A 23,307-nucleotide genomic window follows, 5' to 3' on the forward strand; every position below is an offset into this window, starting at 1 on the left:
GACAGTGCACGCGCCGACCGGCCGAAAGCCGAGTTCGTGTGTGCGCGCGGTGTCTCCTGGCGGCATGTGGTCACTCTCACGCCCCAAGGAAGCCTTGTCGGGCAGGTCCCGGCTGCACCTCTCCGCACAGTTCACCGCCGCCACGGCCGGTGCCCTCGCCCTGCTGTGCACGCCCCTGACGGCGGCGACGGCGCACGCCGAGCCGACGGAGCAGCGCCCGTCCGCCGTCGAGGCCGCCCCGATGACCGACGAAGGCGGCCTCTGTGTGCCGGGCTACTGCCCGGACACGTTTCCGCCCGTCAGCGTCGACGCCCACGACTACCTCGGCGGCGTCCTGAACCCGCACCAGCACAAGCCCCACGACGAGCCCCCTCGCAAGCCCCACGTCAAGCCCCACGAGAAGCCCGGCAAGCCCCACGACAAGCCAGGCAAGCCCGGCAAGCCGAAGAAGAAGCGCGGTCCCGTCAAGGTCGTCAAGACCGACAAGAAGACCGGGAAGCCCCTGGCCGGTGCCGTCTTCGAGCTGTGGCGGGAGAGCAACGACACCGCCGGGCTCCAGACCGAGGGTATGAACCCCGACACCCGCGCCGGCGAGCTCTGCACCACCGACGACCAGGGTGTCTGCCGCCGCACCGTGGCGACCGGCACGTACTACTGGCGCGAGACCAAGGCGCCCGCCGGGTACAAGCTCCCGTCGCCGACCGTCTTCGGGCCGCTCGAGCTCACCAAGGGAAACCACGAGAAGGGTGTGACGGTCAAGGCCGCCAACGCCCGCAAGACGCCCCCGGAGCCGCAGCCGAAGCCGAAGGGGAAGCTGCACGTCGTCAAGGTCGACAAGACGACCAAGAAGCCGCTGCAGGGCGCGGTGTTCCAGCTGTGGCGCGAGACCAACGGCCGTGCCGGGCTGCAGACCTCGGGGTCGAGCAAGGACACCAGGATCGGAAGGGGCTGCGCCACGGACACGCGCGGCCGCTGCGGCTTCAAGGACCTGAAGCTCGGCTCGTACTACCTGCAGGAGACGGACGTGCCCGACGGCTACCAGCTGCCGGCGAAGCCGGTGAGCGGGCCGTACAAGGTCACCAAGGAGAACGCGTCCAAGGGCGTCACCGTCCGGCTCAGCAACAAGCGCGGAGGACCGGGCAAGGGCTAGCGGCGGCCGCGTAGGCGCGGGAACCGCGCGGGTACGGTGCTTCGGCCGTGCACAGTGGGCGTGGGCCGGACGGTCCACGCCCACTGGTGTGTTCAGATACCGCAGTTGGGGGCCGACCAGTACGGGCTCGGGTCGAACGCCACGTGCGTGTGGTCGTTGTGGCCGGGGTAGCCCGGGCCGAGGATCTCCGAGAAGCCGTGGGTCCTGGACTGCTGCGCCAGGCGGCAGAGGCTGGGCGAGCCGGTCAGGTCGGCGGCGTCGCCGTAGAGATGGCGGCTGGTCGGGGAGCCGCCGACGGCGCTGTTGCAGGACTTCGAGCGGAAGCCGCTGGAGATCGTGATCGGTACGTCGCCGAGGGCGTGCCGCATCGCCTCCAGCTTCCACATGGTCTTCAGGGCGTTCGCCTTGGCGGTGGCCGCGGAGACGGCGCCGCCGGACCAGTCCGAGTTGCACTTGTTGAGCTCGGCGTAGGTGAAGTGGATCGGTGTGCAGTCCGCGTCCTGGAGCGCGTAGATCTTGTTGAACGTGGCGGAGCCGGCGACGCCGTCCGCGGCCAGGCCGTACGCGGACTGGAACTTCTTGACGGCGGCGGCGGTGCGGGCGCCGTACTGGCCGTCGTACGAGAGGCGTTCGCCGGAGGTGACCCAGCCGGCGACGCGGATCTGGAGCTGCGTGACATCGCTGCCGGAGGTGCCCTGGGACAGGGTGCGGCTCCAGGTGTAGCAGCTGTCGGCCTGCGCGGTGCCTGCGGTGGCGCTCACACCGAAGACCGCGCAAGCCATGGCCATGACAAATAACCCGAGCGTACGTGCCGTGCGTCTGAGCATGTCGGCCTCCCGACCGTCGAACCCGAGTGGAACGACCGCCACCGCCTCGACGGCGGCCGCCCCCAAGAGTGGGGCCGCTCCGCTACGCGCGTCAACCTTTCGGAGGGCTTCCGGAGGGCTCCCGGGGTGTGACCACGCCGAGAGTTCATCTCGGCGTGGTCAGAGCGGCCACTGGGACGTGGCCGTCGTGCCTTCCCCGCCGCCGTCGTCGTACACCGTCAGGCGCAATCCCGGGCGTCCGTCCGGGAGTTGGGCTTCCGCGTCGACCGTCACGCGGATCGCGGACACCCCGGAGCGGCGGGCCGTGGCGGCCAGCGCGTGGCGCAGGGCGGCGAGCAGCTGGCTCGCGACGGGCTCCTGGACGCGGCTGTCGACGGCGCCCTTGAACTGGGTCGAGGGCGTCACGCCGAGGAGCGCCGCCGCGCCTGCGGCCTCCTTGAGGACCTTGCCGCGCAGGCTCGTCGGGGCGTCCGCGGGCGGCTGCTGGAGGGCGAAGATCGCCGTACGCACCTCCTGGATGGTCGACTCCAACTCGTCGACCGCCCTGCCGATGGCCGTGTCCACCTCCGGGGCACCGGCCCTGCGCTGGGTGGACTCCAGCATCATGCCGGTGGCGAAGAGGCGTTGCACCACGAGGTCGTGGAGGTCGCGGGCGATCCGGTCGCGGTCCTCGAACACCGCGAGCCGCTCACGGCCGCGCCGGGCGTCCGCGAGGACCAGGGCGAGCGCGGCCTGCGAGGCGAACTGCGTGGCGAGCTGCCGCTCCACCGGCGTGTAGCCGCGCGCGCCGCGGCTGCGGGGCAGGGCCAGGGTGCCGATCAGGCGGCCGCCGCTCTGCAGCGGAAGCAGCATGCTCGGGCCGAAGCGGCCGCGTACCGGGGTGGTCATCCGCGGGTCCGTCGCCGAGTCCTCGACGAACACCGGCTCGCCGCCGAGGAGTTGCTCCAGGACCGGGCTGCCCGGGGTGATCGTGGTGCCGACCAGGGCGGCCGGGTCGCCGTGCGTGGACGCCGTGACGATCTCCATGCCGCCCTCCTCGGTGGGCTGCAGGATCACGCCCGCGGCGGCATCGGCGAGCAGGCGGGCCTGTTCGGCCACCACCATCAGCGGGTCGTCGCTGCGGGCGCCGCTGAGCAGGGCCGTGGTGACCGCCGCCGCGCCCTCGATCCAGCGCTCGCGCTGCCGGGCGTTCTCGAAGAGCAGCGCGTTGCCGATCGCGATGCCGGCCTGTGCGGCGAGGATCCGGATCAGCCGCTCGTCCTCCGCCGTGAACGGCCCGCCGCGCTTCTCGGTCAGATAGAGGTTGCCGAACACCTCGTCGCGTACGAGCACGGGTACGCCGATGAAGCTGTGCATCGGGGGATGGCCCTGCGGCATGCCGCAGGAGCGCGGGTCCGCCGTCAGGTCGTCGACGCGCAGCGGGCGCGGGTCGCGGATCAGCACGCCGAGCAGGCCCTTGTCGCCGCAGGGCAGGCGGCCGATGCGGGCCCTGGTCGCCTCGTCCATGCCGACCGTGAACAGCTCGGTGAGCCGGGGGCCTTCGCTGCGGTCCGGGTCCACGACGCCGAGCGCGCCGTACCGCGCGTCCGTGAGGCGGGTCGCCGCGTCCACCAAGTGCTGGAGCGTGGCGCGCAGTTCGAGGTCCGCGCCGACGCCGACGACCGCCTCCAGGAGCAGCGGCTCCCGGTCCACCGCCGCATCGCCGGTAGCTCCCGCGGGCTGCCCGGCGCCGCCCGAGTCCGCTGCCATGCCCGTCCCTTCGGTCACCGCCCGGCTATACGGATTCCCCGTTGCCCACCGGTTCCCTGCCGCTCACCGGGCGTCCACGGGCCCAGTCCACCAGACCGAGCAGCGAGTACAGGCCCCAGGCGCCCTCAAGCAGGGCGAAACCCCACTGCTTCTCGGCCACCGCGTCGATGGCGAGGAGCGAGGAGCCGATGAAGTTCAGCCACAGATAGCGGGCCGAGCCGAAGGCCAGGCGGCCCGTCTGGGCGAGGACGAACGACACCAGGATCAGCAGGGCGCCGATGAGCTGCAGGGTCATGGACACCGGGTGTCCTACTCGGCGAGCGGGTCGAGGCGCAGCGGCGAGATCTTGCCCTCGATCATCTCGCCGAGGCCGCGCACCGCGCAGGTGTCGGGGCGCTCGGCGATGTGCACCGGCATCCCCGTCGCCGTACGCAGCATCTGGTCGAGGCCGGGGAGCAGGGCGCTGCCGCCGACCATCATGATGCCCCGGTCGGCGAGGTCGGCGACCAGGTCGGGCGGGCAGTTGCGGAGGACCTTGCCGAGGCCGTCGAGCACGGCGGTCAGCGGGGTGTGGATGGCCTCGCGGACGGCGGCGGTCTGGACGTGGACCGAGCGGGCCAGACCGGTGGCGACGTCACGGCCGTGGATCTCGGTGGACTCCGGGCCCTGGGTGGTGAGGCCGTTGCCGCTGAGCGCCAGTTGCAGCGGGCGCACCGACTGGCTCGGCAGCATCAACTCGTGCTGGTGGCGCAGGTGTTGGACGATCGCGTTGTCGATGGCGTTGCCGCCGACCGGGATCCGCTGGGCCGTCACGATCGCGCCCATCGACAGGACCGCGACCTGCGTCGTGGCCGCCCCGCACACCAGGATCATCGTGGCCTCGGGCTGCTCCACCGGAAGTCCGCAGCCGACCGCCGCCGCGATCAGCGTGTCCACCAGGTCCACCCGGCGCGCGCCGAGGCCGATCAGCGTCTCGGTGGCCGCGCGCTGCGCGAGCGGGTCGGCGTCGTGCGGTACGCAGGCCGCCGCGCGCAGCCGGGGCTTGCGGCGCAGGGCGCGGCGCAGCTTGTCGTCGAGCAGGTGGCTGAGCATCCGCTGCGCCATGTCGATGTCGACGACGGTGCCGCCGGAGACCGGGCGGACCACCCGGATGTAGCCCGGCGTACGGCCGGTCATGCGCTCCGCGAGCTCGCCGACCGCGATCAGCGCGCCCGTCTTGGTGTTGACGGCGGCGACGCTCGGCTCGTCGACGACGAGGCCCGCGCCCTTCACGTACACACGGGTGCGGGCGGCGCCCAGATCGACGCCGAAGTGGCAGCGATGCAGATGCTCGAGGTTGAGGGTCATGGCAGTTCCTCCCGAGAGCGCAGACCGGGTCTGGTGGTTGTCTCCTGGCATCGTCCGGCGGTCGGACGGTTCCCGCGCGTTGAGGGGGGCCGGGCGGGGTGCCTCTGTACGGGTGGTTTCGCTCGCAACGGTGCGGCAGGCGCCTTTGGCAGGCGTTGCTCTTCAGCCATTCGCGTACGTGACCGTTCCGAGGGCGGCCGGTCATCCCATGGGGAAAGCGGTTACAGCCCGTCGCTTTCTGGCCGTTGATGTTGAAAGTCCGTCACATGGTGTGTTGTTGCCGTCACGGTGCGAATGGAAATCTCCCTCTCGGTGCTCGGAAGGCACCTCCCGGCCGGGCCGTCGCCCGGTGCGTGCGACCGGCCGGGCCGGGGCTTCGACCGCTGTCGTGGGGGCGGTGGTCGGGTCCTGGGGGGAGAGAAAAGGGGAGCGGTCCCGCCTCGCCGATCATGGGGGGCGGGGCGGGACCGCCACCGGGCCGTGCCGACACGGCCCGTGCTTGTACTAGAGGAGGGGCGCGGCCATGGCGGCGCGGAGAACACCCAACGACCGTCTGCGGGAACGCCTGGAGGAGGCCGAGTGGAACGGGGCCGAGCTGGCCAGGGCCGTGAACGCGGCCGGCCGGCAGGCCGGGGTCCGGGTCTCGTACGACCGGTCCAACGTCTCGCACTGGCTGGCCGGGACACGGCCCAGGCCCTCCGCCCGCGACCTGCTCGTACGCGCCTTCGCGAAGCGGCTCGGGCGTCTGGTCACCGTGGAGGAGCTGGGGTTCGGAGCGGTCGGCGCGGCGCGCGGCGACATCACGGGTGCGGAGTACGGCCCGGTGTACGGCGGTGTGGCGTACCGGACCGGGACGTACGGGAGCGATGCGGCGATGCGGCTCGTGCGCGGCGGGGTGCGGGCCGCGGGCGCGCGCCGGATGCCGCTGCAGCGCGGGCCCGGTGACGCGGCGGACGCGGGCGGACTGGTCGGCTTCGGGAGCGCGGTGGACGCAGGCGGGGCGGGGTGCGCGTGGGGCCGCCCCGGGGCCGCCCGCCGGGAGCTCGCCGACCTCGTCCTCGAACACCGCGACCCGAGGCAGGTCAAGCGGCTGCGTGAACTGCCCTACCGTGCGCCGGGGTTGCCGGTACCGGGACCGGTCGGCGCCGGGCGGCCCGGCGAAGGCGGGGGTGCGGACGAGGACGCGTACGGGGACACGGGCGCGGGGACGGAGCCGGAGGCCGGCCCGGTGGACGAGGCGTACGGCGGGCGGGCGGGGGCCGTGGTCCGCACCGCGCTCGACCTGCTCGAACGCAGCGGGGGCCGGGCGGTGCGGGAACTCGTCGTCGGCGAGCTCTCCGGCGCCGACCGTGCCGAAGCCGCCCGGCTCTGCCGGATGCTCGGCCGGGCCTGGGCCGACGACCTCGGCCACGGCGCCGCGCAGCGCGCCCTCGAACTGTCCGCCGCGCTCGCCGCCGAGGCCGGCCGGCCGGTGCTGCGGGCGGCGGCGCTGCGCGACATGAGCGTGCTGGCCCTCGAACTGGGCCGTACGACGGAGGCGTTGGCGCTCGCCGAGGCCGCCGTGGACCAGGGCTTCGACGGGGCGGGCGCCGGAACCCGGGCGTTCCTGCTCACCCAGCGCTCGGTCACCCGCGCGGTGACCGGGGACGGGCCCGGCGCCGTCAAGGACATGGACGGCGCGGAGTACTGGATCGACCGGGGCGACGACGACGAGAACGGCTCGTACTCGCTCGGGGCGCTGCTCTACCAGGTGGCGCGCATGCACCGGGCCGAGGGCGACCTGCGCCGGTCCGTGTCCGCGCTCGAACTCTCCCTGTCCCTGCGGCGGCCCACGGAACAGCGCTCCCGCGCGCTCATCCGGATCGAGCTGGCCCATCAGCGGCTCGGCTCGGGCGACTTCGCGGCCGCCGCCGACGAGATGCGGATGCTGGTGCCGGGGCACGAGTCGCTGCGCTCGGCGCGGGTGGACGCGGCCCTCGCGTATCTGCGCAACCGCGCGCTCAGCCCGGACCCGGCGCCGCTGCCGAGGATCGCCTACCGGGGGCGGTGCTGAAACTCCCGGGAGGCCGGGCCGGGGTGCGCGTTAGCATCCCGTGTGACCAGCGAGACCCAAGCGAACAGCGAGCCCAAGGACATAGCGGACACCACGGGGGAGTCCGCCGACCCGACCGGCACCGGGCGACCGAAGCGGCGGGTCCTCGCGGACCTCACGCCGCTGCGGACCTCCGCCGACTACCGGCGGATCTGGATCGGCAGCACCGTCTCCTGGCTGGGCCAGGCCATGACCGCCCTCGCGATCTCGCTCCAGGTGTACGACCTCACCCACTCCAGCCTCGCCGTCGGCCTGGTCGGCCTCTTCTCGCTCGTACCGCTCGTCGTCTTCGGCCTGTACGGCGGGGCCATCGCCGACACCGTGGACCGTCGCAAGCTCGGCCTCGGCAGCGCGGCCGGGCTCTGCCTGCTCAGCTTCCTGCTCGCGGGCGCGGCCCTCGCCGGGTTCCACGAGCTGTGGCTGCTCTACTCGATCGTCGCGCTGCAGGCGGTGTGCGTGGCGCTCAACCTGCCCGCCCGCTCGTCGATGATCCCCCGGCTCCTGCCGCCCGAGCAGCTGCCCGCCGCCAACGCCCTCAACACGATGACGAGCACGTCCGGCACCATGTTCGGGCCGATGCTCGGCGGACTCGTCGTCGGGTTCTGGGGCTACCAGGCCGCGTATCTGATCGACGCCGTCGCGTTCAGCGTCGCCCTGTACGCGATGTGGCGGCTGCCGTCGATGAAGCCGGACCGGGGGGCGGGCGCCACCAAGCGCGCCTCCGTCGTGGACGGGCTGCGGTTCCTCGCGACCCGGCCCAACGTGCGGATGACGTTCTTCACCGACATGTGCGCCATGGTCCTCGCCCACCCGCGCGCCCTGTTCCCGGCCGTGGCCGTGCTGTGGTTCGGCGGTGACGCGCGCACCACCGGTCTCCTGGTCGCCGCGCCCGCCGTGGGCGCGCTGCTCGGCGCGGTGTTCTCCGGATGGCAGGGCCGGATCCGGCGGCACGGGCTCGCGATCCTGCTCGCGGTGGCCTCGTGGGGCGTGGCGATCGCCGTCTTCGGCCTCACCCGGAACCTGTGGCTCGGCATGTTCTTCCTCGCCGTCGCCGGGTTCTCGGACTCGGTGTCCATGGTCTTCCGGTCGACGATGCTGCAGGCCGCCACACCCGACGAGATGCGGGGGCGGCTCCAGGGCGTGTTCATCGTGGTGGTCGCGGGCGGGCCGCGGCTCGGGGACTTCCTCGCTGGGGCGGTGGCTGATCTGACCTCGCCGCAACTTGCGGTTACCGGGGGTGGGGTGGCGTGTGCGGTCGCGGTGGGGGTGCTGGCGCTTAGGTGGCGGGGGTTTGCTCGGTACGATGCGCGGTCGCCGCGGCCGTAAGTGTGCGGCTCGGGGGTGCCGCCCCCGGTCCCCCTTCGGGGCTGCGCCCCGGGGCCCCGCTTTGAGGTCGTTCTTCGGCTCTCCCGCCGTCGTGGCTGGTCGCGCAGTTCCCCGCGCCCCTGTCGGGGCCGTGCTGCCCCGGGCCGTCGTTTGGCTGCCGCGCCGTCGTGGCTGGTTGCGCAGTTCCCCGCGCCCCTATCGGGGCTGCCGCCCCGGTGCGTCGTTCGGCTTTCCCGCCGTCGTGGCTGGTTGCGCAGTTCCCCGCGCCCCTAACGGGGCCCCTGCAGCCCCTCCGGCGGGTGATGGGGAGGGCCCGGGGCGTACGTACGGGGACTTACCCCGCGATTCGGCTGGCAGGAAGGTGCCATGGCGGATTTCCGCCCGGTTTTGTCAACTGCCGTGCGGCGCGCGGCTGTTGAGACTCTTCGCAGTACCCGGGCGCCATCCCCGCCCGGGACGGTTGAGGAGAGGGCGACCCACCATGACCAGAGCCGCACCTTCCCGTCGCAGACCCAGGCTGCTCGTCGCCGGGCTGGCGCTCGCGCTGCTGCCCGCGGGCCAGGCGAGCGCCGCCGGGGCCGAGGCGGGGACACCCCCGCAGCAACGGACGCAGGCGGCCGCCGCGGCCCGTACCGTCACCCTCGTCACCGGCGACCAGGTGACCGTCACCGACCTCGGGGGCGGCAGGAAGGCCGTCGCCGTGGAGCGGCCGCGGGGCGCGACCGGGGCCGTCCGTACGCAGACCTCGAAGAGCGGGCGCATCAGCGTCGTACCCGACGAGGCCGCCCCGCATCTGCGCGCCGGCCGCCTCGACCCGCGGCTCTTCGACGTCACCGGACTGATGGACCAGGGGCTGACCGGCCAAGCAGGGCTGCCGCTCATCGTGACCTACGGCAAGGAAGCCCGTACGGCCGCGGTGCCGAAGGGGACCGACAAGGTGCGCGCGCTGCCGAGCGTCGACGGCGTGGCCGTGCAGGCCGAGCGGAACGCCGAGTTCTGGCGGGCGCTCACCGCAGGCGAACGTGGCTTCACGGCCGGCGTGCGCAAGGTCTGGCTGGACGGCCGCGTCGAGGCCGAACTCGCCGAGTCCAACGCCCAGATCGGCTCGCCGGAGGCCTGGCAGGCGGGCATCACCGGCAAGGGCGTGAAGGTCGCCGTCCTGGACACCGGCGTCGACGACGGGCACCCGGACCTCGTGGGGCGGATCGCCGCGTCGGAGAGTTTCATCGAGGGCCAGGAGGTCGCCGACAAGGACGGCCACGGCACCCATGTCACCTCCACCGTCGGCGGCAGCGGCGCGGGCAGCGACGGCAAGGAGAAGGGCGTCGCGCCCGGCGCGGAGCTCGCCGTCGGCAAGGTGCTCAGCGACGAGGGTTCCGGCACCGAGTCGCAGATCATCGCCGGGATGGAGTGGGCCGCGAAGGACGTGGACGCCAAGATCGTGTCCATGAGCCTCGGTTCGCGGGAGCCCAGCGACGGCACCGACCCGATGGCGCAGGCCGTGAACACCCTCACCGAGGAGACCGGCGCCCTCTTCGTCGTCGCCGCGGGCAACTCCGGCGCCCCCGGCTCCATCGGCTCGCCCGGCGCCGCCGACTCCGCCCTCACCGTGGGCGCCGTCGACGCGGACGACCGGGCCGCGGACTTCACCAGCAGGGGCCCCCGCCACGGCGACCAGGCACTCAAGCCCGACCTGTCCGCACCGGGCGTGCGGATCCTCGCCGCCCGCTCCCAACTCGCCGAGGGCAGCGGCCTCTACACCTCGATGAGCGGTACGTCGATGGCCACCCCGCACATCGCGGGCGTCGCGGCCCTGCTCGCCGAGAAGCACCCCGACTGGACCGGTCAGCAGCTGAAGGACGCGCTGATGTCCAGCGCGAAGACCCTGCCCGACTCGCCGTACGACCTGGGCGCCGGACGGGTCGACGTGCCCGCCGCGATCGGCGCGCACATCACCGCCACCGGCAGCGCCGACCTGGGCTTCCACAGCTGGCCGTACGACGCGAACAAGCCGGTGACGAGGACCCTCACGTACGCCAACTCCTCTGACGAGGACGTGGAGTTGAAGCTGTCCGCGCAGGGCGCCCCGGACGGGGTGGTCAGCCTCGCCGATCCGACGCTGACCGTGCCCGCGCACTCCACCGCGCGGACCACCGTCACCGGCGACGGCACGAAGGCGGCGGTCGGCACCACCGGCGGCCGGATCGTCGCCGAGGCCGCCGGGAAGCAGGTCGCGCACACCGCGTTCGGGCTGGTCAAGGAGGAGGAGCGGTACACGCTCACCGTCCACGTCAAGGACCGCGACGGCGCCCCGGCCGCCACCTGGCTCAACCTGCTGCGGCTCGCCGAGGGCGCCGAACCCGTCCAGGAGTTCGTCGGCGACTCCGGCACCGTGCGGCTGCGCCTGAAGCCCGGCACGTACTCCCTGAACACCTTCCTCGACGTACGCGGCGCCCACGGAGAGGACTCGCTCGGCCTCGGCTTCCTCGCCGAGCCCGAGGTGAAGCTCGACCGGAACCGTGAAGTCACCCTGGACGGACGCGAGTTGCGCCAGGTCGACGCCCGCGTGGACCGGCGCACCGAGACCCGGCAGCTCGTCATGGAGTACACGCACGAGGCGGCCGGTACCGGCTTTGGCGGCGTCGTGCAGCTCCCGATGACGTACGACTCGGTCTTCGCCGCTCCCACCGGGAAGGTCGACGCGGGCACCTTCGAGTACCGCACCGTGTGGCGGCTCGGGAAGCCGCTGCTCTCCGTCGAGGCGGGCGGCAAGCGGCTCCGCGAGGTCACCGCGCAGCCCGGTTCGACGCTCCCCGACGGCGTGTCGCGCCTCGCCGTCGTCGACGCGGGCGACGGCGCACCGGCCGCGTACGAGGGCAAGGACGTGCGCGGCAAGGCCGCCGTCGTCCGCGCCGACGGGTCGGTGGAGCCCGAGCGGCTGGCGCAGGCCGCGCAGGACGCGGGCGCGAAGGCGCTGTTCGTCACGGACGGCGCGCCCGGCCGCCTGATGGGCTGGTTCGGCACCGCGGCGGGCGAGGACCGCGCCCTGACCGTCGGCACGGTCGACGCGGCGGACGGCGCCCGGCTCCGCGCGGCCGCGCACGACGGCCGCCGCGTCACCGTCGACGGCACCCGCAACACGCCGTACGTCTACGACCTCTCGGAGGGGCACCCCGGGGGCGTCCCGGACGAGGACCTGACGTACCGGCCGGGAAAGCGCGAACTGGCCCGTATCCAGAGCGAGTTCCACGCGGCGAAGCCCGCGCCCGGCGGGGAGTTCCGCTACTCCATCAGCGAGAACTTTCCCATCGGCTTCGGCTTCCCCGAGAAGATCGACTTCCCGGCCGAGCGCACGGACTACGTCTCCACCGGGCCGGGCCAGCGCTGGCACGAGTCGGTCACCAACGGTCCCGGCACCATCGAGCAGCGCTCGGGCACACCCACGTACGAGGGCGGCAGCCGCACCGAGCTCGACTGGTTCAAGCCGGTCCTGCACCCGTGGCTCGGCACCGGCCTCGGCTGGGGCCAACAGCGCAACGGCAACGACCTCCGCTTCAACGTCCCCGGCTGGGGCGACTCGGGCCCGGACCACACGGGCTTCGGGGACGTGTGGGACGAGTCGTCCGGCCTTACGCAGCAGACGAAGGTGTACGTGGACGGGGAACTGGTCGACGAGGCCACCAGCTCCGGCGCGTACGCCTGGGACGTGGCCCCGCACGAGCAGGAGTTCAGGGTCGTCACGGACACCACCAGTGACCCGGACCGCTGGCGCCTCGCGACGAAGGGTCACGCCGAGTGGACCTTCCGCTCCTCGGAGACCCCCTCGGACCGCTACACGTTCCTGCCGATGCTCAACCTCGGCTTCGACGTGGAGACGGATCTGAGGGGCGATGTCCGTGGCGGCGGCCGGGTTCCTGTGGGGCTGTTCGCGGAGTACGTGAAGGGTGCGGAGGACACGGGGCGGATCGTCCGGGGATCGCTTGAGGTGTCGTACGACGACGGGGTGAGCTGGTCGCGCGTCGACCTGCGCGAGGGATCGGGTGCTTCCTGGAAGGGGGTGCTGCGGGTTCCGCGTGACGCCCAGTTCATCTCGCTGCGGGCCTCTGCCGAGGACGACCGGGGCGGGGCTGTGAAGCAGGAGATCGTTCGGGGGGTGGGGGTCAAGTAGCCCTGGACGGGCGGGGTTTCGTCAGGGTCACTCCTGGCGGAGCCCCGCCGTCAGGTCGTCCAGGTTCTCGACGATCAACTCGCAGCCCAGGTCGCGCAGCCTGCGGAGGACCGTCCGGTCGTACGCGTAGCCGATGACGGGGAGGCCGATCGCTCGGGCGGCTTCGTGCTCGGCGGGGGAGGAGGAGATCAGCACGGCGTGCTCGGGCGGTACGTCCCCGAGGGCGCGGCGCAGCCGGTCGGGGTCGGGCATGAGCTTGCTCAGGTCGTCGGTGCGGCCGAAAACGCGGTCGCGAAGTTGCAGGGAGCGGCGCGTCAGCCAGAGGCGCATGGCTTCCGTCGAGGTGTCGGAGACGATGCGGACGCTCCGGGCCGAGTCGAGCAGCTCGCGCAGCAGCCGATCGCCTGCGGGATTGGGGCGCGCCGATGCTCTCCCCTCGATCGTGTCGAGACGCCGTCGCAGATCGGGGCCGACCGGATGCCCGGCGTACGTACGCAGGACGTCCAGCGGGTGCACGCCGACCTCTGCGAGCCGGGACGCGACCGGGTCCCCGCGCAACACCTCGTCCACGTCCCGTAGTTCGGTGATCAGCCGGGTCAGCTCCTGGGCAGCGGTTGCGGCGGACGTGCGCGAGTACAGCCGGGCCAGGGGGCCTTCGAAGCCGATCAGGACGGTGGTTGCGCCCTCCAGCGGGTTCTCGACCGAGCGCGGGCCGGGCCGCCCGGTCAGGCTGAGGATGCCGTGCTGGGCGGTGACGCGGGGCGACCTGGGTGAGCGCAGTTCCTTGCGGAGTTGGTGGAGCGCGGCCGCCGTGGCATCGGGAGCGTGCCGGCGGGTGATACGGGAGGCGGCGTCCCGGAAGGCCGCCGTCAACTCCTCGGTCTCACGGCCGTCGGGGTACTGCGGACCGGGGAAGCCCCAGGTGAACTCGACTTGCGCGGTGAACGGCCAGGCCGCGTCCGAGCTGGGCCAGGTGAAGGTGTGCCGCTCGCGGCGAGTGGCGTGTTCGGGGGCGCGCCAGGTGCAGTACCAGACCCGGGAGCGGGCGGCGCGGCTCGACATGAGCCGCCGGAAGAGCCCCACGTCCGCGAGCCCGGCCTGTACGACGAGGCGGTCGTACAACTCGGGGGAGAGGCCGAGCGCGAGGGGCTCTGCTATCTGCTCCTCCCAGTCCTCGCGCACGTCCTCGGCCCGCACGCCGAGCAGGGCACGGAGGCGCGGGGTACCGGGGATGCGGCGGTGCACGGTGCCGAGGGTGCGGAGGGCCAGGTCGAGCAGGTAGTGGTGGGGTTCGACGGCCTTGACGCTCAGCTCGAAGCCGCCTGCCGCCGGGAGCAGTGCGACGCGCCCGCCGGGACGGTTGTCCTGCAGCACCTGCTTGAGTTCTTCCTCAAGGGCCTGGAGCGCCTGGGCGTCCTCAGGGGGTGCGGTGAACCCCACGAGCAGCCTTGCCTCGGTGGGGCCGGAGGACGCCTGCATCTCCCGGGCGAGGCGCCGGATCGCCGGGTCCTCCTCGGTGGGTGAGGCCAGCTGGTTCCGGTACTCCTGGTACGTGGCGAGGGCGGCGTCCCGGCGCCCCAGACTGCGCAGGGCGACCATGCGCAGCCGTACGGCCTCCGGGTGGGCGGGGTGGCGCAGCAGCAGGCCATGCAGGTCGTCGGCGGCACGCTGGAACTGGCCGTCGGCGTGGTGGAGTTCGGCCCGGGTGAGGCGGAGCGACAGCGGCAGCTCGCCGAGGCGGGCGCGTGCTGCGGCGGCACGCGCGCCGGGTACTCCGGGAAGCGGCTCCCCGTCCATGAGGCCGAGGGCCACCTCCACCAGGCGCAGAGCTTCGGAGGTGCGGTTCTGCTCGCGGGCGAGGCGTGCCTCCTCGGTCAGTTGCTCCACGCGCAGGACGTCCGTGGTGTCACCGTCCAGGAGACGGAGGACCGGCAGGCCGTCCTCGCTCGCTCCCACCACGTCGGAGCCCAGCTCGTCCCGTACGAACTCCACGGCGTCGCGCAACTCTCCCTCCAACGCGACAGGCTCCTCGCAGTTGAGGACCAGCGCGGAGAAGACGGCGCTCTCCGGAGAGCCCGGGAGGCCGACGGGCGTCACCCGCCGGTCCTCCTGGTATCGAGGTGGGCCGAAGAGGCGATAGAGCCTCCCGGGGCGCACGGAGCGGAGGCTCAGGTACGCGAGGTGGTGAGCCGCCGAACTCGCCTCGCCGAGCTCGCCGAACCGCAACTGGTTGACGAGGTCGACAAGCGCGGCGCGCCACGTGACCGGCAACGAGACCAGGTCCTCCGCCCGTAGCGGAGTATCCGAGGGTGCGACGCCCGTCGCCATCGCCTGGACGTGCTCGCCGAGTTTGACCAGGTCGTCCCTCAGGGCCATGTCCCGGTCGAGTGCGAAGCCGCAGAGCGCCAGACGGCCGTCGTCCGTGATCAGCACATGGGAGGCGATGAGGTCACCATGAGTCAGGTCCGCCGAGTGCAACTCATTTACAGCGCTGGCGAGTTGGGCGATGGAAGACAGAACTCGCGTCAGCGGCAGCCCCTCCGTATCGCCCTCCGTATCGCCCTCCGTATCGCCCTCCGAATCGCCCTCCGCGAGCAGCTCCCGCAGGCTCACCCCCTCCACCCGCTCCGTGACCAGGAACGCCCCCTGGTCCGTGGTGCCCCGGTCGAGGACCCGTACGACGTTGTCGTGGCGGAGGGCGGCCAGCCGGTCGGCGGTGTGGGCGAAGACCGGGGCCCCCGCATCCACCCCCGGAAAGTGCTGGATCACCACCTCCTCCCCGCTCTCCTGATGCCGAGCCCGCCACATGGCTCCGCTCAATCCGAGCGGACCCAGCGGCCGGTACGGCCACGGCAGGCGGGCCGGCCAGATCTGGCCGAGGCCCGACTCCAGGTCGCCCATGAGCTGCCGGAACGGCAAGGGGAGTTCGACGTCGGAGTCCCAGCGCTGGGCGTAGGCCAGGCTGACCAGGATCCGGCCGAGTGCCCGCAGGTCGTCCTCTCGGCTCGCGCGCGGGCGGCGGTGCAGGGCGAAGCCGCTGATCTTCGGGGTGCCGTCCGGTGCGACCAGGATGTTTTCCGCGACGAGGCGGCCGTGCGTCCCGCCCGCCTCGTGCAGCGTCGTCACCGCGTCGATCAGGTCGGCCGCCATGTCCTGCGCCTCCTGCGCATGGGTGCGGTACGAGGCCAGATTCGGCCCGTCCACGTACTCCACCGCCATGTACGGCCGGCCCTCGTGCTCGCCGACCTCCAGCACCCGGACCAGGTTGGGGTGTTCGGGGAGTGCGCCCGGCCAGCCGTCGAGGTCGGTGTCGGCGAGGCGGAGGGCGACCCGGGCGCCGGTCTGCTCGTCGACAGCCGACCAGTACTTGCCGTTGCGGCCCAGGGCCGGGCCCAGCCGGTAGCGGCCGTCGATGAGAGAGGACGCGGCCGGTGCGCCGCCCAGGAGTTCGGCGGTCCTCCCGGTCACCGTGGCGATCGGGCCGTCCGCCGGGGCCGGTTCGGCGCCGCCCGGGGTGGTCGCCGTGAACTCGGGGGCCGTGATCCCCGCGCGGGCGTCGATCAACTCACCGACCCGCTCCAGGAGTTGCTCCGTACGCCCCTGCGCCGAGCGCGGCAGCGTGCCGAGCAGGATTTCCCGTACGCCGGGGCGGAAGGCGTAAGCGCCGGGTGCCGCCGACGGGGGCGTGTGGAGGAGGCCGCTGAGGACGACCTCGGCGAGGTGCTGGGGCTGCGGGTCGGGCTCGATGGCCGCCTGGACCAGACGCATCACGGGGAGTTCCGGGCGTCCTACGGCCAGGTGTCCGGCGAGCCGGAACGCCTCGGGGGACGCGTGCGAGCGGAAGCGGAGGATCAAGTCGGCGGGGGTCAGGCGGTCGGCCGACTGGGTGTCGGACGGGCGGGGTACGGGCGGCCGGGCGCCCAACCAGCCGATAGCGGCAGGCAGTTGGCGTCCGCCCGGGTCCGCGAGCAGCTCCGCCCAGTGCCCGAGCCAGGGCGCCGCGGGCTCCAGGACCGGAAGGGGCAGCAGCGCACCGGACGGGTCGGTGTCGCCGTCGTACGACTCGAAGGTCAGGGCCGCGTTCGGGGCCGCGGGGGCGGGGGCCGTGAGCAGGCCGGGGGTCGCCGGGAGGGCCGTGGTGCGCCACAGGCGTTCCGGCAGGGGCTGCACCACGGCGAGCGGCATCCGCTCCGCCCAGCGCCGCAGCTGCCCGTACCAGCGGGAACCCGCCGGGCCGGGACGCCACTGCGGGCCCATGCAGTCGCTGACGAGGAGGGTGACCGTACGGCCGTCGGCGGGCGCCGGCGCTCCCGCGTACCGGACCCGGCCGTCCGGCCCCGCGCGGTGCACGCTCACCGTCCGGAAGATGCCCGACTGGGCGAGCGCGTCCCGCAGTTCGCGTACGAGCGGTCGCCAGACCGGCATCGTCGGGCCCGTGTCGTACACCAGCTCAAGGCGCAGCCAGCGCTCGGCTGCCGGCCGGAGCACCGGCAGCCACCAGGCGGGGTGGCCGCCGAGGGTGGCGATGCGGTGGGCGGTTGCCTGCTCGTCGAGGACGTGCCCGGCGGGCGCGGGCACGGTGCGCTTGAGCGGGCGCAGGGCGCGTTGCAGCGTCAGGGGGCGCGCGAGCATCGGGGGCGCCGGAACATGCAGCGTGCGGTGCCCGCCGGTCCCGGGGGCCGGTGCGGACGGGTGGGCCGGGAGGTGCAGGGGGACGCGCTCGTCCGCGCCGGACGCCGGGCCGGAAGGAAGCGGCGGGGGAGGGGAGGGCTGCTCGGGTGCCTGGGCGGGTGCGGGTGGGGCGGGCGCGGCCGCGGGGCCGTCCTGGTGGGGCCGGGTCTCCGGTGCGGGGTGCGGACTCGCCGCGACGGCCCCTTCCTCCGCGCCGCCCAACTGCCCCGCCAACCACAGCAGTTCGGCCAGCTCGCGCGGTCCGGGGCGCGCCGAGCCGCCCGCCTCGGCCAGCAGGTCCGCGAGGCGGGTGACGGGGGTGCCGGGGGTGCCGGGTGGGTCGGGTGGGCCCGCGGGGTCAGAACGCATCGGGCTCCTGCGCGCCGCCGCCCCCGCCGAACCCGCCCCCGCCGAACCCGCCCCCGCCGTGCCCGCCCCCGTCGTGCCCGTCCCCGCCGCCCGCGAGACGGCTCAGATACGGCATCAGCTGCTCGGCGAGCTCGTCGCGCGAGTCCGCCGCGAGGCCCGAAGCGCCGGTCAGGTAGATGGCGTTGAGAAGCTGGTCGGTGGCGAGTTCACCGCTGTTGCCGCGCTCCAGGAAGCGGGCGATCAGCGTGCGGCCGTACGCGTCCGGTTCGCCCAGGTGGGCGCGGACGATCGACTCCAGGTGGCCCGCGTCCGGCTGCCGCAGCCGGAGTGTGACGCAGCGGCGCAGGAACGCGGGCGGGAACTCGCGCTCGCCGTTGCTGGTCAGGACCACGAACGGGAAGGCGTGGCAGCGCACCCGGCCGCCCGTCACGGGTACGCGCTCGTCCCCGCCGTCGACCAGCACGTGCGCCTCGGGCGTGGTGCGGGCGGCGCGCAGCAGCTCCGGGATCTCGTACTGGCCCTCCTCCAGGATGTTCAACAGGTCGTTGGGCAGATCGAGATCGCTCTTGTCGATCTCGTCGATGAGCAGGACGCGGGGCCTGCCGTACGGGAGCAGGGAGGTGCCGAGCGGGCCGAGGCGCAGATGGTCCTGGAGTTCGCCGCCCGACGGCAGGTCCTGGGCGGCGGCCCGCCCGGCCGCGTACAGGCGGGACAGCGGGTCGTACTGGTAGAGCCCGTCGGCCAGGGTGGACCGGCTGGTGATGTTCCAGCGCAGGACCGGGCCGAGCCTCAACTCCCGTGCCACCGCGTACGCCAGGGACGACTTGCCGCTGCCGGGCGGTCCGGTCACAAGCAGCGGGCGGCGCAGGAACAGGGCCGCGTTGACCAGCTGCACCGACTGCTCGGTGGGCCGGTACGTCTCGGCGCGGTGCGTGCGGTCCGGGGAAGCGCCCTCCGCGGGCCCGGCCGGTGCGGCGAGGGGGCTGTCGCCGCCGCCGTCGAAGGCCCGCCAGGGCGGCGGAGCGGGCAGCGCGTCGATGCCGTCGTGCGGCTCGGCCGTGCCGGTGTAGACGGGCCACTGGACCATGCTTGCTTCTCCTTCGGGTTGCGGCGGTTGCGGCGGTTGCGGCCGGGTTGCGGCTATCCGACCGGTGAGCGGCCGAAGGCGGCGGCCGGGTCGGGGAAGCAGCGCGGATCCTCCCAGAGGAGCGTCAGGTGCCGGGCCCACTCCTGGCCTGCCTGGTCGGAGGACTGCCGCAACTTCCATATGTCGTACGGGAGTTCAGCGGGCGTACGGCTTTCGAGATAGTCGCCGAGGGTGTCGAGGAACGACGTGCCGGAGCACGGGCCCGCGCTGTCGTGGCCGCCCTTGCAGCCGGTGTGCGGCCACAGGATGACCGGCACCGGCGCGTTGAGCCCGGCCTTCAACTGCTGCTGGGCGCGCGGTGCCTTGGGCGGGGCGGCGAAGCCGAGCAGGGCGGTGGAGCGGCGCAGGGCCTGGGTGAGCGGCACCTGCTCCTGGTCGCTGCCGCACTCCACCCGGTGCAGCTCGGCGCCGGTGCGCGTGTCCAGGGTGCGCCAGGACTGGTGCAGGCGGTGCTGCAGCATCGCGTCCCGGCGGCGCGCCAGGTCCATGACGACGACGGGGGCGAACCAGCCGAGCGGCGTCGGGTCCTCCTTGCTGCGCTCCCAGGCGTGCACCGGCTGGTTGATCCACTTCTTGGGCAGCGCGAACGCGATCAGCTCGTCCGCGCCGGGCGCGATCAGCCGGTACGCCGCACCGATCCGCTCCAGGGCGTACGACCGCACCTCGGCGCGCGGCAGCGCACGCTCACCGACGGGATGCCGTTCGCCGTCGCGGCACAGCGACACCGAGACGATGAACCGGCCCTGGTCGGCGCCGCTGTGGTCGATCTCCACCAGGACCGATTCCCACGGCCGGCCGCCTCCCCTCGCCCCGGACCGCACCGGGGCGGGCGCGGTCCCGGCCCAGCTGGGCGGCCAGCGGCGCAGCAGCTCCCGGGCCTTGGTGTCGCCGTCGGTGAAGTCCGCGAGCCGGGCCGCGAAGCGGGCGGCGGCCTCCGGGTCCCGGACCTCCGAGAGCACGTACCAGGCCGCCTCCCACAGCGAGCCGAAGCCGTTCGGCGGCAGCGGCGGGCCGAGACGGCCCACGGCTTCCCGGTAGAGCTGCTCGGGACGGCACTCGGCGCCCGCCGCCTCGGCCCGCGCGATCAGGTCCCGTAACCGCTCCTTGTCCTCCGGTTCGTAGCGCGGTGTCGGGATCTGGTCGCCGAGCGGCGGCCAGTACCGGGCGAGGGCCGTCGCGGGCAGCATCCGGCCGCCGCGCACGCGCGGGTCCCGGTCGGAGGCCACCGCCATCCCGACGACCTGGTGGGTGTCGGCGCGCACGACGGCCGCGCCGCTGAAACCGGGCGCGAGCGCCTGCCCGTACGAACTCCACGCCTCCAGCTGCACCCACTCGCCCGCGATCAACTGGTCGGCGGTGGCCCGGCACTCGGCGATGCGGCCCTCGTCGTAGTGCAGCGGGAAGCCGTGCACGAGGAGCTTCGGGGCGGGGGTGCCGTACGCGGCGGCGGGCGGGGCGAACTCGGCGGGCTTGACCGGCGCGGGCCGGTCCAGGGCGAGTACGGCCAGGTCGCCGGGGTCGGTGACGGCGCCCGCCCAGCCGCCGTCCGCGACGACCGTGGCGGTGAACGTGCCCAGGGCCTCCGGGAACGTGACCGTGATGGGCGCGCCGTCGGCCGGGGCGTGCGCGGCGACGACATGGGCGCAGGTCACCACGTGCCGTTCGGACACGAGGAAGCCGCCGCCCACCTCGTTCCCGCAGGCGATCCGGGCGTGCCAGGAAGCGTTGCTCATGCGGAGCGCGGTTCCCGGTCCTGTCCCGCTTCCGGCTGCGGGGCCCAGGACAGCTTGACGACGAGGTGCCCCTCGACCGCCGACTTGGCGATCACGGCGCCCGCCTCGGCGGTCAGCTTCACGCCGAACTCGATCTCCACGGCGTCCGGCCTGAGGCTGCCGTCCCGGAACACCCGCAGCGCGGACTCGGCGGCCGCGCGGGCGCCCTCCAGGGAGTTCTCGAACGTACGGGTCGCCTGCACGGCGCCGCCGTCACCACGGGCGGCGAGCCGGGCGCCGCCCGCCGTCTCGTCCTCGGAGACGGCGACGACGATCTGCGCGCCGTCCGCGGCCTTGAACTCCACCAAGCCGTCCATGTGTTGAGCCCCCCGTGGTCCCGTACGTGTACTGCGTGGATCAACCACATTGTTGCGGAAGGCCGTTGGGCGGGACAACGCGGCGGCGCCGCCTCCCCTTGGGACGAGGGGAGACGGCGCCGCGGCTTGCTTCGCTCTGCGTCAGAGGCGTACTGCTCTGCGTTTCAGAGGCGTACTGCGCTCCGCGTCAGACCAGCCAGCCGACGAAGTGGACGACGCCGGCGAGGAGGTCGGTGAGGAAGTTCATGGTGGTGCTTCTCCTTGTATTACGTGTGTCGCGCATGAGGGACCCATGCGCTCGGGACTCGCAATAACGGTCTGCAGCCCGTTGCTTGCGCTCCGTAAGCATCGTTGGTCACTCAGGCCCGATGCAATCTCAACGGCAACGATCACCTGTTCCAGGGAACACCTGCTCCCCTGTTCGTTTCCGCGGGCAACGGGTTGCGGGTCGGCTCGGGCCTCAACCGTCCTGGGTGAGCGCCCGCTTCATGACCTTCCCCATGTCGTTGCGGGGCAGCTCCGACAGGTAGCGGACCGCGCGCGGGCGCTTGTGCGGGGCGAGCCGGGCTGCCACGTGGTCCGTCAACTCCGCTGCTCCCGGCGGGCGTTCGGGGTCGTACGGGACGATCCAGGCGACGACGCGCTCGCCGAGGTCCGGGTCGGGCTCGCCGGTCACCGCGGCCTCGCGGACGCCCGGGTGGTCGAGCAGGGCGTTCTCGATCTCGCCCGCGCCGATCTTGTACCCGCCGCTCTTGATCAGGTCGGTGGCCTTGCGGCCGACGATGCGTACGTACCCGTCCGGGTCGCGCACCGCCATGTCGCCGGTGCGGAACCACCCGTCGTCGGTGAACGCCTCGGCGGTGGCCTCGGGCCGGTTCAGATACCCGGTGAACAGGTTCGGGCCGCGCACCTGGATCTCGCCCACCTCGTCCGGGTCGGCGGCAGGCGCGCCCGCCTCGTGTGCCTCGTGTGCCTCGTCTGCCTCATCCGCCTCTTTGACGATCCGCAGCTCGACGCCGCGCAGCGGCAGGCCCACGGAGCCGGGGCGCGGCTCGGCGTCGGCCCGCACGCTGGTGTTCATCAGGGTCTCCGTCAGGCCGTACCGCTCGATGACGCGGCAGCCCGTCGCGGCCGTGATGCGGTCGTGGTCGTGCACGGGCAGGGCGGCCGAACCGGAGACGAGGACGCGCGCCCCCGACAGCGCCTTGGCGAGGGCGCGGTCGCCCGGCAGGGCCTCGGCGATGCGGTGGTACATCGTGGGCACGCCGAACAGCATCGTCGCCCCGGCGGCCAGTTCCCGGGTCACGCCCCCGGTGGTGAACCGGCCGAGGTGCCGCACCTCGCCCCCGCGCCGCAGCGGGCCGAGCACGCCGAGGATCAGGCCGTGCACATGGAAGAGCGGCAGTCCGTGCACGAGGACGTCGTCGGCGGTCCACTGCCAGGCCTCGGCGAGCGCGTCCAGGGTCGAGGCGAGCGCGCGCCGCGGCAGCACGGCGCCCTTCGGCGGGCCGGTGGTGCCGGAGGTGTAGACGACGAACGCGGGGGAGTCCGGGTCGGGTTCGGGCGGCAGCGGCGGTCCGGGTACGGGGGCTTCCGCGCGTACGTCGACACGGTCCAGCTCGGCCAGCGCGTCCGGGAGTTCGGCGTCCGGCCCGGCGAGGACGGCGACCGGCGCGCTGTCCTGGACGATGTGCTCCAGCTCCCGCCCGCCGGCCTTCGGGTTCAGGGGCACGGCGGGCACCCCGGCGAGCAGCGCCGCGAGCACGCCGACCACGGTCTCCACCGTCGGCGTGGCCCACACCGCGACCCGCCCGCCCCGCCCGCCCCGGTCCAGCCCGGCGGCCAGTGCTCCGGCGGCCGCGGCGAGCTCCGGGTACGTCATACACCGCTCGCCGAAGCGCAGCGCGGGCCGCTCCACGCCCGCGACGAGATCCGGGAAGAGCGCCGGGAAGAGCGCCGGATGGGGAGAACTCACGCGTCCTGACTCCTTGCTTTCGTCCATGGGTGGCACTGACGTTTGGCTACCCTCGCCTGCTCAGCCCACGCAAGCCTCTTCTCAACCGCCTCTCCAGGCCCCACCATGCTCACGACCACCCGTGCACGACCTCGGACCCAGGGGGAGACCCGTGCCCAGATCACGTTCCGCGCTCCGTCGCCCGTACGCGTCACCGCTGCTCGTCGCGGCGGCACTGCTCGCTCAAATCCCGGCCGCCACAGGGGCGGTGGCGGACACCGCCGAGCGGCGGCCCGTCGTGTTCGTGCACGGCTACAACGCCGACCCCGGCGTCTGGGGCTCCCTGCGGGACGACTTCAGGGCCGCCGGGTACGCCGAAGACGAGCTGTACTCCTGGGGGTATGACACCAGCCAGTCG

14 protein-coding genes are annotated in these 23,307 nt (G+C 73.5%); 5 read left to right on the top strand and 9 right to left on the bottom strand.

The features are described 5' to 3' along the window. The first annotated feature begins 64 nt into the window (after window positions 1–64). Window positions 65–1,150, top strand: a complete 1,086-nt coding sequence (locus tag QIT00_RS30015; RefSeq protein WP_282538582.1) for an MSCRAMM family protein — start codon at window positions 65–67, stop codon at window positions 1,148–1,150. A 92-nt stretch (window positions 1,151–1,242) separates the two neighbouring features. Here the strand turns inward: QIT00_RS30015 and QIT00_RS30020 are convergent, their stop codons facing one another. The 4 genes from QIT00_RS30020 to mreB form a co-directional block, all read right to left on the bottom strand. Continuing rightward, complete coding sequence (locus QIT00_RS30020) at window positions 1,243–1,977, bottom strand: D-Ala-D-Ala carboxypeptidase family metallohydrolase (RefSeq protein ID WP_282538583.1); 735 nt, start codon at window positions 1,975–1,977, stop codon at window positions 1,243–1,245. Window positions 1,978–2,136: 159 nt separating this feature from the next. Beyond that, the gene (locus tag QIT00_RS30025; RefSeq protein ID WP_282538584.1) at window positions 2,137–3,726 is read right to left on the bottom strand and encodes a GAF domain-containing protein; all 1,590 of its coding nucleotides are present in this window, start codon (window positions 3,724–3,726) and stop codon (window positions 2,137–2,139) included. A gap of 25 nt (window positions 3,727–3,751) precedes the next feature. Beyond that, complete coding sequence (locus tag QIT00_RS30030; RefSeq protein ID WP_282538585.1) at window positions 3,752–4,021, bottom strand: CBU_0592 family membrane protein; 270 nt, start codon at window positions 4,019–4,021, stop codon at window positions 3,752–3,754. 14 nt (window positions 4,022–4,035) lie between these two features. Beyond that, window positions 4,036–5,073 carry a rod shape-determining protein gene (gene mreB / locus QIT00_RS30035; RefSeq protein ID WP_282538586.1) on the bottom strand — a complete coding sequence of 346 codons (1,038 nt, stop codon included), beginning with the start codon at window positions 5,071–5,073 and terminating at the stop codon, window positions 4,036–4,038. 523 nt (window positions 5,074–5,596) lie between these two features. Here mreB and QIT00_RS30040 point away from each other — a divergent pair. The 3 genes from QIT00_RS30040 to QIT00_RS30050 all read left to right on the top strand — a co-directional run bounded on the left by QIT00_RS30040 (window position 5,597) and on the right by QIT00_RS30050 (window position 12,659). Next, window positions 5,597–7,126 (top strand): hypothetical protein, encoded by a 1,530-nt coding sequence (locus QIT00_RS30040; RefSeq protein ID WP_282538587.1) that lies wholly within the window; start codon window positions 5,597–5,599, stop codon window positions 7,124–7,126. A gap of 81 nt (window positions 7,127–7,207) precedes the next feature. Beyond that, window positions 7,208–8,491, top strand: a complete 1,284-nt coding sequence (locus QIT00_RS30045) for an MFS transporter (RefSeq protein WP_282538596.1) — start codon at window positions 7,208–7,210, stop codon at window positions 8,489–8,491. A gap of 481 nt (window positions 8,492–8,972) precedes the next feature. Continuing rightward, the gene (locus QIT00_RS30050) at window positions 8,973–12,659 is read left to right on the top strand and encodes a S8 family serine peptidase (protein WP_282538588.1); all 3,687 of its coding nucleotides are present in this window, start codon (window positions 8,973–8,975) and stop codon (window positions 12,657–12,659) included. Window positions 12,660–12,686: 27 nt separating this feature from the next. Here the strand turns inward: QIT00_RS30050 and QIT00_RS30055 are convergent, their stop codons facing one another. The 5 genes from QIT00_RS30055 to QIT00_RS30075 all read right to left on the bottom strand — a co-directional run bounded on the left by QIT00_RS30055 (window position 12,687) and on the right by QIT00_RS30075 (window position 22,910). Further along, window positions 12,687–17,699, bottom strand: coding sequence for an SAV_2336 N-terminal domain-related protein (locus QIT00_RS30055; protein ID WP_282538589.1), 5,013 nt, complete (start codon window positions 17,697–17,699; stop codon window positions 12,687–12,689). Then, entirely contained in the window at window positions 17,689–18,786 is a 1,098-nt protein-coding gene (locus tag QIT00_RS30060) for an AAA family ATPase (RefSeq protein WP_282538590.1), read from the bottom strand. The genes QIT00_RS30055 and QIT00_RS30060 overlap by 11 nt, the downstream gene beginning before the upstream one ends. 53 nt (window positions 18,787–18,839) lie before the next feature. Beyond that, the gene (locus QIT00_RS30065) at window positions 18,840–20,579 is read right to left on the bottom strand and encodes a VMAP-C domain-containing protein (RefSeq protein WP_282538591.1); all 1,740 of its coding nucleotides are present in this window, start codon (window positions 20,577–20,579) and stop codon (window positions 18,840–18,842) included. Then, the gene (locus tag QIT00_RS30070) at window positions 20,576–20,935 is read right to left on the bottom strand and encodes a CU044_2847 family protein (protein WP_282538592.1); all 360 of its coding nucleotides are present in this window, start codon (window positions 20,933–20,935) and stop codon (window positions 20,576–20,578) included. The genes QIT00_RS30065 and QIT00_RS30070 overlap by 4 nt, the downstream gene beginning before the upstream one ends. Window positions 20,936–21,395: 460 nt before the next feature. Further along, window positions 21,396–22,910: an acyl-CoA synthetase gene (locus QIT00_RS30075; protein ID WP_282538593.1), complete on the bottom strand. Its 1,515-nt coding sequence runs from the start codon at window positions 22,908–22,910 to the stop codon at window positions 21,396–21,398. A gap of 151 nt (window positions 22,911–23,061) precedes the next feature. On the opposite strand from QIT00_RS30075, the gene QIT00_RS30080 reads away from it, so the two are divergent. Then, the coding region (locus tag QIT00_RS30080) for an esterase/lipase family protein (RefSeq protein ID WP_408909887.1) at window positions 23,062–23,307 on the top strand (246 nt) is incomplete at its 3' end.

Source organism: Streptomyces luteolus, from assembly GCF_029968015.1.
Classification (GTDB): Bacteria; Actinomycetota; Actinomycetes; order Streptomycetales; family Streptomycetaceae; genus Streptomyces; species Streptomyces luteolus.

Excerpts from the sequence above, each read along its gene's own strand:
- QIT00_RS30015 (WP_282538582.1), top strand. The coding sequence starts at position 65 with ATGTGGTCACTCTCACGCCCCAAGGAAGCCTTGTCGGGCAGGTCCCGG.
- QIT00_RS30020 (WP_282538583.1), bottom strand. The coding sequence starts at position 1,977 with ATGCTCAGACGCACGGCACGTACGCTCGGGTTATTTGTCATGGCCATG.
- QIT00_RS30025 (WP_282538584.1), bottom strand. The coding sequence starts at position 3,726 with ATGGCAGCGGACTCGGGCGGCGCCGGGCAGCCCGCGGGAGCTACCGGC.
- QIT00_RS30030 (WP_282538585.1), bottom strand. The coding sequence starts at position 4,021 with ATGACCCTGCAGCTCATCGGCGCCCTGCTGATCCTGGTGTCGTTCGTC.
- mreB (WP_282538586.1), bottom strand. The coding sequence starts at position 5,073 with ATGACCCTCAACCTCGAGCATCTGCATCGCTGCCACTTCGGCGTCGAT.
- QIT00_RS30040 (WP_282538587.1), top strand. The coding sequence starts at position 5,597 with ATGGCGGCGCGGAGAACACCCAACGACCGTCTGCGGGAACGCCTGGAG.
- QIT00_RS30050 (WP_282538588.1), top strand. The coding sequence starts at position 8,973 with ATGACCAGAGCCGCACCTTCCCGTCGCAGACCCAGGCTGCTCGTCGCC.
- QIT00_RS30055 (WP_282538589.1), bottom strand. The coding sequence starts at position 17,699 with ATGCGTTCTGACCCCGCGGGCCCACCCGACCCACCCGGCACCCCCGGC.
- QIT00_RS30060 (WP_282538590.1), bottom strand. The coding sequence starts at position 18,786 with ATGGTCCAGTGGCCCGTCTACACCGGCACGGCCGAGCCGCACGACGGC.
- QIT00_RS30065 (WP_282538591.1), bottom strand. The coding sequence starts at position 20,579 with ATGAGCAACGCTTCCTGGCACGCCCGGATCGCCTGCGGGAACGAGGTG.
- QIT00_RS30070 (WP_282538592.1), bottom strand. The coding sequence starts at position 20,935 with ATGGACGGCTTGGTGGAGTTCAAGGCCGCGGACGGCGCGCAGATCGTC.